This is a genomic window from Citrobacter sp. Cpo074 (assembly GCF_030332745.1).
Classification (GTDB): Bacteria; Pseudomonadota; Gammaproteobacteria; order Enterobacterales; family Enterobacteriaceae; genus Citrobacter; species Citrobacter portucalensis.
This window is the reverse complement of record NZ_JAOWHG010000032.1, coordinates 94,411-108,368: the sequence shown is the minus strand read 5'-3', so window position 1 is coordinate 108,368 and position 13,958 is coordinate 94,411. Positions and strand designations below refer to the sequence as shown.

11 protein-coding genes and 1 tRNA gene are annotated in these 13,958 nt (G+C 42.3%); 11 read left to right on the top strand and 1 reads right to left on the bottom strand.

The genetic code is table 11. The features are described from left to right. The first annotated feature begins 399 nt into the window (after positions 1 to 399). From ecpA to OGX83_RS13930, 11 genes are all read left to right on the top strand, one after another. Positions 400 to 987: a common pilus major fimbrillin subunit EcpA gene (gene ecpA, locus OGX83_RS13980; RefSeq protein WP_003830835.1), complete on the top strand. Its 588-nt coding sequence runs from the start codon at positions 400 to 402 to the stop codon at positions 985 to 987. A gap of 52 nt (positions 988 to 1,039) precedes the next feature. Then, positions 1,040 to 1,717, top strand: a complete 678-nt coding sequence (locus tag OGX83_RS13975) for an EcpB family pilus assembly chaperone (protein ID WP_286588312.1) — start codon at positions 1,040 to 1,042, stop codon at positions 1,715 to 1,717. 58 nt (positions 1,718 to 1,775) lie between these two features. Further along, positions 1,776 to 4,268: a CS1-pili formation C-terminal domain-containing protein gene (locus OGX83_RS13970; RefSeq protein ID WP_286588310.1), complete on the top strand. Its 2,493-nt coding sequence runs from the start codon at positions 1,776 to 1,778 to the stop codon at positions 4,266 to 4,268. Positions 4,269 to 4,278: 10 nt separating this feature from the next. Beyond that, on the top strand, positions 4,279 to 5,886 hold the full coding sequence (locus OGX83_RS13965) for a fimbrial adhesin EcpD family protein (RefSeq protein WP_071444634.1): 1,608 nt from the start codon (positions 4,279 to 4,281) through the stop codon (positions 5,884 to 5,886). After that, positions 5,883 to 6,578: a fimbrial biogenesis chaperone gene (locus tag OGX83_RS13960; protein WP_235125217.1), complete on the top strand. Its 696-nt coding sequence runs from the start codon at positions 5,883 to 5,885 to the stop codon at positions 6,576 to 6,578. Before OGX83_RS13965 ends, OGX83_RS13960 begins: the two co-directional genes overlap by 4 nt. A 517-nt stretch (positions 6,579 to 7,095) precedes the next feature. Then, positions 7,096 to 8,544, top strand: coding sequence for an EAL domain-containing protein (locus tag OGX83_RS13955; protein WP_286588307.1), 1,449 nt, complete (start codon positions 7,096 to 7,098; stop codon positions 8,542 to 8,544). 265 nt (positions 8,545 to 8,809) lie between these two features. Further along, the gene (locus tag OGX83_RS13950; RefSeq protein ID WP_125363554.1) at positions 8,810 to 9,274 is read left to right on the top strand and encodes a methyltransferase family protein; all 465 of its coding nucleotides are present in this window, start codon (positions 8,810 to 8,812) and stop codon (positions 9,272 to 9,274) included. A gap of 165 nt (positions 9,275 to 9,439) precedes the next feature. Continuing rightward, positions 9,440 to 9,515: transfer RNA gene (locus OGX83_RS13945), tRNA-Thr, on the top strand. A 163-nt stretch (positions 9,516 to 9,678) separates the two neighbouring features. Further along, positions 9,679 to 10,890 carry a tyrosine-type recombinase/integrase gene (locus OGX83_RS13940; protein ID WP_008783799.1) on the top strand — a complete coding sequence of 404 codons (1,212 nt, stop codon included), beginning with the start codon at positions 9,679 to 9,681 and terminating at the stop codon, positions 10,888 to 10,890. A gap of 340 nt (positions 10,891 to 11,230) precedes the next feature. Then, on the top strand, positions 11,231 to 12,247 hold the full coding sequence (locus OGX83_RS13935; RefSeq protein WP_008783800.1) for a hypothetical protein: 1,017 nt from the start codon (positions 11,231 to 11,233) through the stop codon (positions 12,245 to 12,247). A 180-nt stretch (positions 12,248 to 12,427) separates the two neighbouring features. Next, complete coding sequence (locus OGX83_RS13930) at positions 12,428 to 12,958, top strand: hypothetical protein (RefSeq protein ID WP_020996603.1); 531 nt, start codon at positions 12,428 to 12,430, stop codon at positions 12,956 to 12,958. A 73-nt stretch (positions 12,959 to 13,031) separates the two neighbouring features. Here OGX83_RS13930 and OGX83_RS13925 read toward each other — a convergent pair whose 3' ends face one another. Continuing rightward, a complete protein-coding gene (locus OGX83_RS13925; RefSeq protein WP_286588303.1) occupies positions 13,032 to 13,958 on the bottom strand; it encodes a hypothetical protein in 927 nt (308 codons plus the stop codon).

The following is a 13,958-nucleotide window of genomic DNA, read 5'->3' as shown; positions in this document are numbered from 1 at the left end:
AATTGCAACAAATAATAAGCATTATAGAGAAACTATGGAGGTGTTAATTATCTTTATGTTTTGTAAGGGTTTTGCTCTCGTGGTATTTGTATGATCTTTTTGATATTTATCAAAAACATAAAAAAGATGAATTGTTTGATTTGTACTATTTATTTGGGTGATAGTTCTGAGTCATGGTGTTATTTAAGTAAATTAAACTTAGGAAACTTCTTATATTATCGTTTTAGTGGGAAAATTCTTAGTCTTTTTGTAATTTTTGCGTTTCAGGGTTTGTTGAGATGTTACTTAATTCAAATGATAATTTTTGGGCGCGGCAATTCTGGCTCGCAATTAATGGAACCGCTGGAGTGACTTAATAATAAGACTCGGTGGTGAGTTTGTTCTTAGGAGAAGATAAAAATGAAAAAATTATTATTAGTGACCTCTCTGGCGTCTGTATTTGTTGCGGCAAATGCAATGGCAGATGTCACTGCTTCTGCAACGGCCTCGTGGGACGCGACGGCAACAAAAGATACCACCAGCATGTTGGTCGTCACTCCGCTGAACTCTTTGACTTTCCAGTATGCGGAAGGTCTGAATGGCTTCAACTCCCAGGATGGCGCGTTTGATGTGACTATTCAGGGCCAGGAAACGGCAACTGATTTTGAACTGACCGCTCAGATTATTAGCAATACTCTGACCAACGCCAGTGGCGATGCGTCTACCCTGAACGTAGGGGTGGCATGGAATGGCACCGCGTTGACTAATTCATCAGATACTGTCCTGGTAAATTCCAGCTCGACTTCTGGTCTTGAAAGCCTGATGGCTGATGGCGCTTACAACGGTGCTGACCGCGTCAGCGATCAATCCAACTTCAAATTCACCATTGCGTCTGCGACTTCTGATGGTAGCACGCCGGTAACGGATTACTCTGCACTGCCAGACGGCTATTGGACTGGTGATGTAAAAGTACAGTTCAATGCAACCTGGACGACTCCGTCCGCCTAAGAAATAAAATTTCGGGAGGAGAAATTCTCCCGAATTTATCAGGAATGGTGTCATGAATAAATATTTACCGGCAGCAATGTTGGTAGGGTTGGTAATCTCTTTTTCCAGCTGGGCAATTAACGTTGGTGATATCACGTCGATAATGACTTCTTCTGAGAGTTCATTATCGAAAGAAATTACTAATACGACAGATTCGGCTCGTTATGTCAGCGTATCGGTAAAAAAACTGTCATCACCTTTAGCGGGCGGAGTCGAAATAAAACCCGTTAATTCCGGGGAATTACTCTCTACGCCTGCCAATCTAATTCTGCCTGGTCAGGCAAAGGATGTTTTTCGCTTCTTTTATAAAGGGCCAGCTGATGATGTCGAGCGTTATTATCGTCTGCAATGGATAGATGAGCCGGTCACCGAGAGCGCGGAAACCAGGGCCAATAAATTGGCTGTTGCGACAGCGTCAGCAGAAATTGGCACGATTTTGGTTGTTGCGCCGCGAAAAGAGCGTTTTGAATATAATCGTAATGGTGATGTTATTAGCAATACTGGCAATGTTTCATTTCGAGTAATCGCCTATGGGGCTTGCAAAGATAATGCTCGCGATCAGGGGTGGGGCTGTCGTGAACGTTATTACATTATGCCAGGTACAAAAATAAAACTGCAGTTCACCGACATTAGTAATAGCCGCTCACGCATTGGGATCTGGCACGGTAAGCAGTTTATTACAGTGAAGTGATGGTCAATAGCAGCCATCTGTACGGGAAAAATAAAAATACCGGATTGTAAGGATGCATATGACAACAACATATATTGTTGGCGGTAGCATTTGTCTTTTTCTTGCGCTGACACCAGGAACTTCAAATGCAGCCCCAGTAAAAGTGGGTAATTACGTTATTCCCAGCGCTTTCGCTCGTTCACTGGAGCAGGGAATGACGGTGCCGGTATATATACGTTACAACGAGACTGATGAGAAAAGTCAGCAAAAAATTGCCGATGCGGTGATTTCGCTTGTTGATGGCAATATTACAGTTAAAGCACTGACTCTTGCTGAATTGCCCAATAATGCTGTGTTATCCGAGAAAACCCGCGCGTTAGTGGAAAAAATCCGTGATGTAAAGTTTCACGATAATACGAATATTGAACTGTCAGATGATGCTCGACTGCAACTTAATGTCTCATCATTTCACCTGGAGATGATTGTCAGCAAAGATGCGTTAACTGAAGCGATTGTCGCGCGCAGTAGCTTGCTTGGACCTTCCAGCGTTGAAACTCTGTCTAACGTCCTGAACTACAACTTTGGTACCTACTATAACGATTACCGAAATGGCAGCAGTACCCGCAGCTATCTGACGATGGACAATACAACATCGCTGCGGGAGCACCACATTAATGTTAACGGTTCGTTTTACGGCATTGGTGACAGCAATGGTACCAGTAAACTTTATCGTGCGATGTATGAGCGCGATTATGAAGGGTATCGACTGGCGCTGGGGATGCTTGATACATGGAATGTCCAGTCTATTGCCAGCCTGAATGCGCTGAATGGTGGGAAAATTTACGGTGTGAGCTACGGGAACAAAGGAAGTACGGTTGTTGAGAATACCGCGCTTTCACTCACGCCGATTACCGTATTTTTGCCAGCCGCTGGTGAGGTTCATGTCTTCCGCGATGGACGTTTGCTCAGCGTGCAGAACTTTAATATGGGCAGCTATGAAATTGATACCAGTCGCTTTCCGTATGGTGTTTACGACGTCACGGTAGATATCGTGGTCAATGGGCGGACAATTAATAGTCGTGTCAGCCGGGTTAATAAGATCTTTGCTCGCCAACAAGCTGCCGGAGTTCATCAGCTCTCATGGCAGTTTTTTGGTGGTTCGCTGGATTATGATCGGGTGAGCTATAAGCGTAACCACTATCAGGATTTGGGTAGTGAGCAGACCTGGATTGCCGGGGGGGCCGTATCGGTGACGATGGCGATATTGTCGGGGCTGGGCCTGAAATCAACGATCTACGGTTTTGACAACAATGCGGTTAATGAAACGGATGTCACGCTGAATGTGAATGAATACGTCAGTATTGGCAATCAGATGTTGGTAGCGAACGATTCATCATGGCGAAACATCAGTAACATTAATCTCAATGTCCCTGAGGGATATGGTTCCCTTTGGGCATCTCGTGAAGACAGTAAAATTGGCGATCGCTTGCCTATGCAGGAGCGTGATAACTATTCCATTGGCGGAACTCTTAACCTCGGAAAGTTTATTCCTCATGGTGGTTCACTCACTGTTAGTCAGACGGAGAATCGTTACTCAGGCAATAAATACCGTAATCTGGATTACAACACGACTCTCTATTCGGGAAGGTATGCCACGATTGGGTTACGTGCAGGAATTCAGCGTTATTACTACAACAACCGAAATGACGATGGGCGACAGGAACGTTATGTCAGCCTGGATTTATCGTTGCCGTTGGCATCCTGGTTGAGCATGGGCGTCTCCCGGGATCGCTATGGCAGTACTCAGGGTAATCTCAGCGCGCGCAAGCAGTATGCTGAGGGCCCGATTAAATCGGTCGGATTGTCGGCATCAACGCGTCTGAGTGGCGAACAGTATTACGACAATAATTATTCGGTAAACGGCAATTTGAGTTATGACACGAAATATAACGCCGGCACCGTATCGGTAACGCGTTCTGCTGACAACTCCACCAATATGAACTTCTCTTCCCAGGGTTCTCTGGCGTGGGCAGGTAAAGATTTTGGCCTGAGTAAAGAGCGGCAGCGGTCTGGCATCATTGTGAAAACAGATTTGACCGGCGAGGGGAAACTGGCTGCGAAGATTAATAACCGCAATTATCTTCTCAGCGGTAAATCAAATTTTATTGCGTTGCCGCCTTATGCTCAGTACAAGCTGGAGATCCTTAATGATAAAAATTCTGAAGACAGCTTCGATATTGTTTCAGGGCGAAAACAGGAACTGACGCTTTATCCGGGCAACGTTGGCGTTATCAACCCTGAAGTGAAAAGCATGGTCACCGTATTCGGTCGCATTCGTTATCCCGATGGACAGTTGGCTGCAAATACCGATATTCATAACCACATCGGTAAAACACGTACGGATGCAAAAGGTGAGTTTGCTATCGATATTGATAAAAAGTATCCGGTTATTACGTTAATTTCTGCCAATGGCAGGGTATGTGAAGCCGATCTGGATCTGGAAAAAGCACGCGGCGCGGCGTGGGTTGGCGATGTGAAATGTGCAACGCAAACCACGATGGCACAACGATAAGGTATTAATAATGAATAAATCTCTTTCCCTTATTCTCGGCTGTGTCTTTGCCGCGTTATCTCCATCCGCCTGGGCGCTCTCGGCTTCCACTCAGGCGGCGGTCAACAACAACTATTTGTTTATAGAAAACAATGTTGATAACGAATACTTTATTACCCCGTCCTCTCTCGATCCTCGCATTAGTGGGTCGAACACCTGGGTAAAATATGGAAACGACCAGGATAGCCTGGGATATATGGGTATCGTTGGTTGGGTAGCCAATACCTCATATTATAAAGATATGTGGATTGATAATTCGCCAATCAGTGAACCATTCCGGGGTATTCGTTGCACCACTGGTGCTAATTGCCCTGCATCTGGCTATATTGCTGCCGAGCTAACCGATCAATTTGGTTTTTATCACACCAAAGCAACCGGATCCGGGATAGCCGGTGGATATTATGGTTTTGCATCGCTGACAGACTCGGCGTATGAATACTTTCGCAATATGTCGGTCGGAAGCGCAGAGACATATAACCTTAATTTTTGTCGAACCACGATTGACTATGATTATGCGGCTGGACAGCGTTGTAAAGACCAGAGCAGCGGTAATTGGTATATCAGACCTTATACATTAAATAAAATAGGTCATTTATCTTTGGTTTCTACCAATGCATTTCAGGAGTTATGGGTTGCCAGTGATGGCACCCCGAGCATCACTAAAGACAGTGGTTATTGTGAGCTGGGTGTGGTCAGTCGTGAAGATGGTGTTATCTGTAAGATGATTTCATATAATTTAAATCAAACCAGCAATCTGACGGCTTCACTACGTATTCGTATGTACGCGGATAGCGGTTTGCTCGGTTTTACGCCTGCGGCTGCCACAATAAAATATTCTGGTGATGGTCAAACCTGGACTAACTTTAGCTCGACGTCGGTTTATTATAATATTTTTAGTAATAGTGGTGAGTATGTCTATGTTTTTCTGTCGAAAACATTCCTGAAAAATATGGTGGATCGTGGCGTCAGTATCACCAACAGCCAACCATTTACATTTGCTTTTACAAATAGCGTGACGCCAGAGTCGGGATATTACCAGTTTACTCCTTCGCTACAGCTCAATATTGTGCCAAAGGAATATGGGATCAGTATTATCTCATCGGATAACAGCACCTCGGCAAGCGGCAGCGGCACAATTGGCGAGACCGCTCCGATTGAAATGGATTACACCGTGACGGTCTCGGGACCTCGTCAGGCTGATAGCATTACCGCACAAGTTATTGGGGAAAGTACGACGATAAACAATGTGCCTTATTGCCTGTTCACTTCTACGCAAGGTGGGTTATCTGTCCCAATTCCCGCCTTTCTTCAGTACAACAGTCAGTCGGGTGGCGTGGTACAGAAACGAAATAGCTGTAGTGAAGCGGCAATCAGCATGAGAGATGCACAATGGCAACAGACGCCCTGGGACGCAAATAATACAGATGATGGAAGCTACTTTGCGACTGATTTAAAATTGCTTTTCCCAATGAATGATTCGCGTTCGATGTTGACCGTTTCCGGTGCGGATTGGGAAGGTGTTGTCAGTGCCAGCGGAGAGATAAAAGTGACGGCGAATTGGGTGGGAGTGACGCCATGAGCCACTGTCGTTTGGCGCTAAGATGGATATTGGCCTTGCTTTCCGGGCTGACGGTGTTCTCCGCACAGGCCGTCTACCTGGAGTCGACTATTTATGAGATGCCATCGGATAAATCATTTATCAGTAAACGAATCTATAACGATAGCCAGAAACAGAACGTGTACAGTATTAGCGCAGTTAAAATAGATAAACCGGGACCGGGAGGTGAAAACAGAAGTGCTATTGCCGAAGGCGAACTTTTGTTTACTCCGCTCCGTTTTTCACTGGCACCGCAGGCAAGTGAGTTTTTTAAGATTTTCTATCGTGGCCCGCAGGATGATAAAGAACGCTATTACCGAATACTGTTTCGTGAAATGCCGATAACGCTGTTTACCGAGCGTAATCAAGGGAAAGGCGGACAGGCTCTTCCGGTGATCGCTATGGATACCATATTGGTCGTTCGTCCGAGGAAAATGAACCTGGCCTACACCATTGATGAGATAAACGGGACGTTGAAAAACACAGGGAATACTTTTTTCAAAATTATCGTACACCAGGGGTGTCACTCAACTGATGATGAAGCCACCATGCGTTATGTGTTACCGGGGGAAACCTGGCATAGTAGTGAGTTGAAAACAAAAAACCGGAAATTTATCGTAGCGTTGCAGAAATACCTACCCGTGGGTCAGAGTTGCTCAAAAATTAATCATTAAGGGGGTTGGGTCTGAACCAATATGCCCTGATTATATATTGAACCTATACTGTCACTCGCTATCGAAAATGTAGCAATAAATTTAGAGTCGATGAAACAATATGTCGTGCATATTGCCGGAAATGTTTATGAATACAAGATCTACGACATCCTCTCTTAGTTTGTCGGTCAGCATAAACTACGGTAATATGTTATTCTGTTGGTCACTGTAGTTATATGTTTTGTAAATTTTGTATTTATAGCTTTTTGTTTTGCAATGAAGTGAAAGTGAGTAAAGGGATTTGTACTGATTAAGAAATGGAGTTTTTTCTTTTTCAATTTTTAAATGGAACTTACGGTGTGATGAGAATACTCATATGGATAACTGTGATTATAAATTCTGAATTTACGTGATATGGCTTATGGATAAAGTTATATCACGAATCGCCTTATGATTATTGGAGGTCGAAGGTGTTGTATATTCTCTCGTGAATAGAGCGAGGGACCTGCTATGCCATAAATTTAAGTTGGTGATAACTATGAATACGAAAAAAATTTTTCTGCTCAGTTATGATACTTTCCTTTTTTCAGGAATAAAAGCATGGTTACCAAATCTGGTATTGATCGATGCACGGACATTTATTTCTGGCACGCAGTCAGTTATGTCGCAATATCCGTCCTGCTTGCTGGTGATCGATAACCGGTTGCCATTATTATTGGTCAAAAAATGGCTTCAGAGAAACAGTACACAGTTCATCAACATACACTGTATTGTTCTGCGGATGTGCGAAACCCTGCCTGTTAATCGGGGATATGAAGACTATTCCTTTATCAATGGGGGGGAATTGTCGGAGCAGTTGATCGCTCAATTAAAAGAGAGTTTATTGGCACCTAACAAAATTGTGGAAGTCAATAAAGACTCACCGATGTTTACTTTTAACTTGACTGAATTTGAAGAAGAAATGCTGTATTCATCATTCACAAAAGAAAAACTGCATGATTTCTGTATTGCTAATTCGCTAACAATTAAGTCAGTGTATCGATATCGGGATAAAATTACTGCTCGCCTCGGCTTTTCCAATTTTAATGAAACTGTTATCTTTTTAACCCGAAATAATTTATTAAATGAAGGTTCTATAATCAATAATAATGTGAGTGGGGATACAGTTTACACTGACGCATATGATGTTTCGGATACTAGTAGACTGAGTATGGCAATAAGGAATGAGGAGATCATTCCTTATTTTCAACCCATCGTGAATATCAGGGGCGATGTTTGTGGTGTTGAGGTCTTGGCTCGTTGGCCACAGGGACATAACTATGCTATTTCTCAGCGAGAGTTTATTCCATTGGCTGAAAAAAGTGGATTAATCAATGAGTTAACTAGCTATTTAATGACCGCTGTTGCGCGCAATCTGGTCTCTGGAGGCGCGAGCATTAATAAAACACTGTTCGTTTCTTTTAATGTCAGTCCGTCAGGTTTAAATAATCCTGTATTCTATTGGGAATGCCTTAATTTTATGGAGATAACGCAAGGTCTGCCGATAAAATTGATGATAGAGATAACAGAGAACCAGACGTTCACGATCACTCCTGCAATCAAAGAACTTATTCGTTCGTTACGAAATAAAGGTGTTTTGTTCGCTTTGGATGATTTTGGTACTGGATACGCTAATCTCTGCTATCTCAATGAGTTAGACCTGGATGTAATCAAAATTGATAAAAGCTTCATTAAGGAAATTAAAGAGGTTGATCAATATATCCCTATGCTCGAGTCAATTACTCACCTTTCAGGACTTCTGGGGTTACGTACGGTGGCCGAGGGCGTTGAAAATGACTATCAGCAACAATGGCTGGGAAAAAATAATGTTGACTATCTGCAGGGGTATCAGTTTCTACCGCCAGTGACATTTAATGATTTTATCCGGTATTACCAGCAGTCTGTAGATTTGTTTGAATCAGCGTCGGATTCACCTTTATCTACGTAATTCATTTTTCACACGGTTTTTACATATGAAGGGTAAAACCTTTAAACGGGTATGTGCTCTGAGCTGACATGGCCTGCAGCATGATTTTTTCCTGAACACCAGGGGCAGACGCCTCTGGTATGGGCGTCTTTGCATCGCTGCCTGTCTGCCTGGTTAAGTAAAAAGTCCTATAGTGAGGTGTGCACCGTTTGTTTATGTATCTTAAACGGGGTATTTATAGTGATATCGGCGTTAATCAAACAGGTACTGAGGTTTGCCCGTAGCCATGCGTCATTTCCTGACAAAATTAAGAGTCTGGCTTCCACCACCACTCATCCTGGTATTATTCCTCATCGCGGATGCGTTTACGGCGATCCCGCGTTTCACATTTGGCGCGGTGACTATCGTAATAAGTGCATTGTTGGCTAGCGTCAGTCTGGCGATGATACTGCATACCGCGTGGCAGATGCGGAAGAAACGTACGACGCTAAACCCACTGCATGCAGAGAAATCGACCACGCTTGTTACTGGCGGATGTTATGCCTGGAGCCGCAATCCAATCTATCTTGGAATGAGTGGACTCCAGTTAGCTTTTTCTCTCTACGTTGGTAGCCTGATTGGAATATTGGCTGCACCGCTGTTTATACTGGTGGTTGCCAGATTACATATTGATTTTGAAGAGGAACAACTGCGAAAACATTTCGGGCCGGAATGGATACGCTATGAGCAGCGTGTTCGCCGCTGGTTATAGAATTCCCTTGCCGCGTACCAGGACACCTGTGACGACACGATTCGTGCGTAATTGAATCCGGATGATGCAAAAATAGGCGTTTGATTCGCAAGGCCATTGACGCATCGCCCGGTTAGTTTTAACCTTCTACCCCGTGTTCACATTCGTGGGCATGTCCTTATCAGGGCCGATATAGCTCAGTTGGTAGAGCAGCGCATTCGTAATGCGAAGGTCGTAGGTTCGACTCCTATTATCGGCACCATTTCAAGCTCTTCCCAAGTCTACCGAAATCAACTAAAAGCCCGTATACTGTGGTTTCTGGCCCGTATCTTATCTCCTGTTATCAACTGTACTCAACCGAAATCAAGTCACAGTTGGGGGCATAAGTGGGGGCATTCTGTGTTCGGTCCAGGGAGATGCCCCCAATGAAGCTTAATGCCCGACAGGTAGATGCTGCTAAACCCAGAGAGAAAGCCTACAAGCTGGCAGATGGTGCTGGTTTGTATCTTGAAGTCGTACCCTCTGGTTCTCGATACTGGCGAATGAAATATCGCTTCAATGGAAAAGAGAAGCGTATGGCTTTTGGTGTTTATCCAGCAGTGTCCCTTGCACAAGCGAGGGCACTACGTGATGAAGCCAAGAAAAAACTGGCCGAAGGTATCGATCCATCGTTTGCTAAAAAAGAAGAAAAGCTGGTTCGCGATGTGCAACTCAATAATACGTTCCAGTCTGTGGCACTTGAGTGGCACGGTACGAAGGTGAGTAGATGGTCAGAAGGGTATGCTTCTGACATTCTGGAGGCCTTCAATAAAGATATTTTCCCTTATATCGGCCAACTGCCGGTGAATGAAATCAAACCTCTGGTTCTGCTTAATGTGCTGCGTCGAATGGAAAGCCGTGGCGCGACAGAGAAGGCCAAGAAGGTTCGCCAGCGCTGCAGTGAAGTCTTTCGTTACGCCATCGTTACCGGTCGTGCGGAATACAACCCTGCAGCGGATCTAACCAGCGCGATGTCAGGGCATGAATCGAAGCATTATCCCTTCCTTACTGTTGAGGAGTTACCAGACTTCTTTAAAGCTCTCGCAGGCTACACAGGGAGCCCGTTAGTTGTTCTTGCGGCACGTCTGCTGATCATCACGGGAGTTCGCACTGGCGAACTCCGAGGTGCTTTCTGGAGTGAGTTTGATCTTGAAAAAGCGGTGTGGGAAATACCAGCCGAGCGTATGAAGATGAAACGGCCCCATCTTGTCCCCCTTTCTACCCAAGCGCTGGAAATCGTACAGCAGCTCAAAGTGATGACTGGGCAATATCCACTGGTATTCCCAGGGCGAAATGATCCCCGCAAAACGATGAGCGAAGCGAGTATAAATCAGGTGTTCAAGCGGATTGGATATACGGGGAAGGTAACAGGGCATGGTTTTAGGCACACGATGAGTACAATTTTGCATGAGGAAGGGTTTAATACGGCATGGATTGAAACCCAGCTTGCGCATGTCGATAAGAATGCGATTCGTGGGACGTACAACCATGCGTTGTATCTGGAAGGGCGTAGGGAGATGATGCAGTGGTATGCGGATTACATTGGTAGTATTGGATTATCTGGACTCATAATTGCTTCTTTCAATACAACTGTTTAAGCGGAAAGAAAGGATCACAATCTTAAGTTTGGTATCTTCAAAATGGAGGTACTGACAGTGTTTTTTTGATATTAGCTCGCGTTAAGCTTTTGGAGAGATTATCTTCTTTATTGCAATATGTGAAGTTCCGTGTAGTACTAAAACAGGCTTGATGTAGTGAGGATGGTGTAACACAGTCTATCTATTTTATCCACTCATTCGGATTCCGATTTACATGAATCCGGATGTTTTTTGGGTAATGAATTTATTCCTGCAATATAGAAAAATTTTGATTTGAAAAGCTATTTTCCTAGAGCTACTCCTGTAGAATACTCACGGCTTACCATCTGAGGAATTAAAAATGGACTTATTTACCGATGTGGTTTCATTAGATAAACAACACCCAATATATAAAATTATTAAAGAAGATGAATACTGGGCTGAGCGTGATGTTTTAAATGAATGGGCCCAAGGGTTAAAGGACAGAGATGGTAAATTCGTTAAAGAATTTCAGACGACCTTCGAACCATGCCTATGGGAACTATATATACATGCGTATATGAAAGAAATTGGGCATATTTGTGACTTCTCATTTGATGCTCCTGATTTTGTAATAGTCAGAGAGCACGAGTTTTGCATTGAAGCTACAATTGCATTACCTGCTATAGGACAACCACCTGCTCACAGCTTTGATAATAAAACAAAATTGGGGGGATTTAATGAATTCAACTCTCAAGCAGCGATCCGTATAACCAATAGTTTCATGGGGAAAGTAAATAAGCTAAGAGAGCGCTACTCAAAACTTGAGCAATGCAGGAATAAACCATTCGTCATAGCAATTGCTTCATTCGACAGACCTTTCTCTCATTTTTCTGCTAGCAGACCGATTCTTGCAGCGATGTATGGCCTGTATCATGATGAAGAAGCAACGATGGCATCAAACGCAGAACAGGTTATTTCATATAATGTTGATACTGCTCTAAAGAATGGACGTACTGAGATTGACATGGGACTATTTTGCACTCCTGATTTTTCAGATGTCAGTGCAGTCATTTATAGTAGCTTAGCAACTTGGGGTAAATTAAGAGCGCTGGCTGATAACCCATCTGCTCCAACTGTTTTTCAGATATTCACCCCTAATCCAGACTCTATTTATCCAAATGTCCATACAGCACAAAAATGTGACTATAAAGAACACCTTTTGGATGGTTTGTATGTGCTTCATAATCCTTTTGCAAAGAACCCATTACCCCCCGAGGCGTTTGGACACCCTAGAATTGCTCAGTGCTATATGAGAGAAGATGGATATTTAGATTTTGAAGCGCCAGAGGATTTTTTGTTGCTTAGATACTTAATTTCACTTAAGTACACCAAATAGTTCAGCTACAGCTAATCTGGTGTACATGAGGTTTACAAAAATAATGTCGTCAGTTGGTTTTTATTCTCCTCTTCAATAGTTTGGCATTGGGTTTAATTTTGGTATGATGCTTTTATAGGTTAAGGTGCATGGAATGATAGGATTTGATAATTATGGCTTGTCTGAAATCAGGATAAAGATATGACTATTAGGAATGAAGATGTTCACCAATATAACTATATGATTGAAGAATTAAGTTTGCAAGATAACCTTGAAGATTGGTCAAAGTGTTCAGAGCTATCAATAGTTGATAAGGAATATAAAAAAATTATTTATAAACTAGCCATCAAATTATGGATTAAGCGTAAAATAGGCGATGGCACTTTGCTTTTACATCCAGACATACAAGAAGAACTAATTAGAAGAGATTTTGAACCACTGTCTCTACATAAAAAAATGATCTGGGCTAGTCAACTAGCATCTTATAATGGTCAGGATAGTCGAGAGTATTTTAAACGAATAAAAAGAAAGATAATTGCTAAGTATGGGGTTGTTTGGTGGGAAGATGTTTATAATAGAGTGAAACCCGCATATGCTACAAGGCAGCGGCTATTAAAACAGATTGACAATATAGGCGGTGCAACAGGTTATTTTGCCTCAAAAAGTAGTTTTCTTGGTGGTGTATTAAAGGAATCTAGAATGGATATATTAAAAATGATTCCAAAAGAGTAGTGTTTACATATTTGGGTTGGAAATGTGTACAAATCGCTATTGCTTAAAAGATATTTAACAATAGCGAATTGAATTATTTAATGACATTGTTTTTTTTTGCCGATTGAATGAAATACACCCAGGAGTGGTTATTTTTATTTTCAATGTTTCTCAATGTGTCTCTTGCTCCATAATAAATTCCAAATGGATTTGCAATTGAAGGGAGTGGTAGGTTGCTTAATACTGCTTCCATAATGGATTTTGTGATGTTAGGTCTTATTTGTGAGGCTAAATCCCATAAGGCTTCATCTAAATCAGAATTAAGTTCTAAATCTATATTTTTGTCATTCGTCTCGATGGAGAAATATTTTTTTCTAAATGCTTTAATATATTTATCTTCTCTTAATTCTAAAATTTGATCCCAGGTTAGTTCTTCAAAGTTTGGGATGATTAGGTCAGTTGCGAAAAGGTTTTGTATGTTGGATGTTTGTTGGGCTGAGTTAACCGCTGAGGCAACCACGGGGGCAAAGTTAATATGAAGGTTTTTATGGTTGTTTTTCAATAGGAAATTAAATCCAAGATCGGAGCTAATATCTCCCCAAACTATGCTTGCTGCCTTATATTCACTATTATGGTTATGAATTCCCATCTCTTTGTCTATGAGGGCTCGTCCCCATGAGAATTTAGATATGGTCTCACTTTGATGTTCTGAAACATAGTTCCTGGCTTCATTATTTAAGCTTTCTGGGTTTTCGAATAAATCCCATAAATCGATAAATAAATCTTGGAATTTTTTATTTTTGGAAAGATTTAGTTTCTTTTTTAAATCTTTTTCATCACTTGCAAAAGTTGATGTATATTCAGTTAGACTTGCGAATAAGTTATGGTTTCCTATTGGGCATCCGTATCTATTGAATATTATTTTATCAAATAAAATAGCATATCTTTTATATATTCCTGGAATGGAAATGTTTGAGCGCTTAAAGTTTATAACATTAGAAAATGATGAGTAAACGTCCAT

Excerpts from the sequence above, each read along its gene's own strand:
- ecpA (WP_003830835.1), top strand. The coding sequence starts at position 400 with ATGAAAAAATTATTATTAGTGACCTCTCTGGCGTCTGTATTTGTTGCG.
- OGX83_RS13975 (WP_286588312.1), top strand. The coding sequence starts at position 1,040 with ATGAATAAATATTTACCGGCAGCAATGTTGGTAGGGTTGGTAATCTCT.
- OGX83_RS13970 (WP_286588310.1), top strand. The coding sequence starts at position 1,776 with ATGACAACAACATATATTGTTGGCGGTAGCATTTGTCTTTTTCTTGCG.
- OGX83_RS13965 (WP_071444634.1), top strand. The coding sequence starts at position 4,279 with ATGAATAAATCTCTTTCCCTTATTCTCGGCTGTGTCTTTGCCGCGTTA.
- OGX83_RS13960 (WP_235125217.1), top strand. The coding sequence starts at position 5,883 with ATGAGCCACTGTCGTTTGGCGCTAAGATGGATATTGGCCTTGCTTTCC.
- OGX83_RS13955 (WP_286588307.1), top strand. The coding sequence starts at position 7,096 with ATGAATACGAAAAAAATTTTTCTGCTCAGTTATGATACTTTCCTTTTT.
- OGX83_RS13950 (WP_125363554.1), top strand. The coding sequence starts at position 8,810 with ATGCGTCATTTCCTGACAAAATTAAGAGTCTGGCTTCCACCACCACTC.
- OGX83_RS13940 (WP_008783799.1), top strand. The coding sequence starts at position 9,679 with ATGAAGCTTAATGCCCGACAGGTAGATGCTGCTAAACCCAGAGAGAAA.
- OGX83_RS13935 (WP_008783800.1), top strand. The coding sequence starts at position 11,231 with ATGGACTTATTTACCGATGTGGTTTCATTAGATAAACAACACCCAATA.
- OGX83_RS13930 (WP_020996603.1), top strand. The coding sequence starts at position 12,428 with ATGACTATTAGGAATGAAGATGTTCACCAATATAACTATATGATTGAA.
- OGX83_RS13925 (WP_286588303.1), bottom strand. The coding sequence starts at position 13,958 with ATGGACGTTTACTCATCATTTTCTAATGTTATAAACTTTAAGCGCTCA.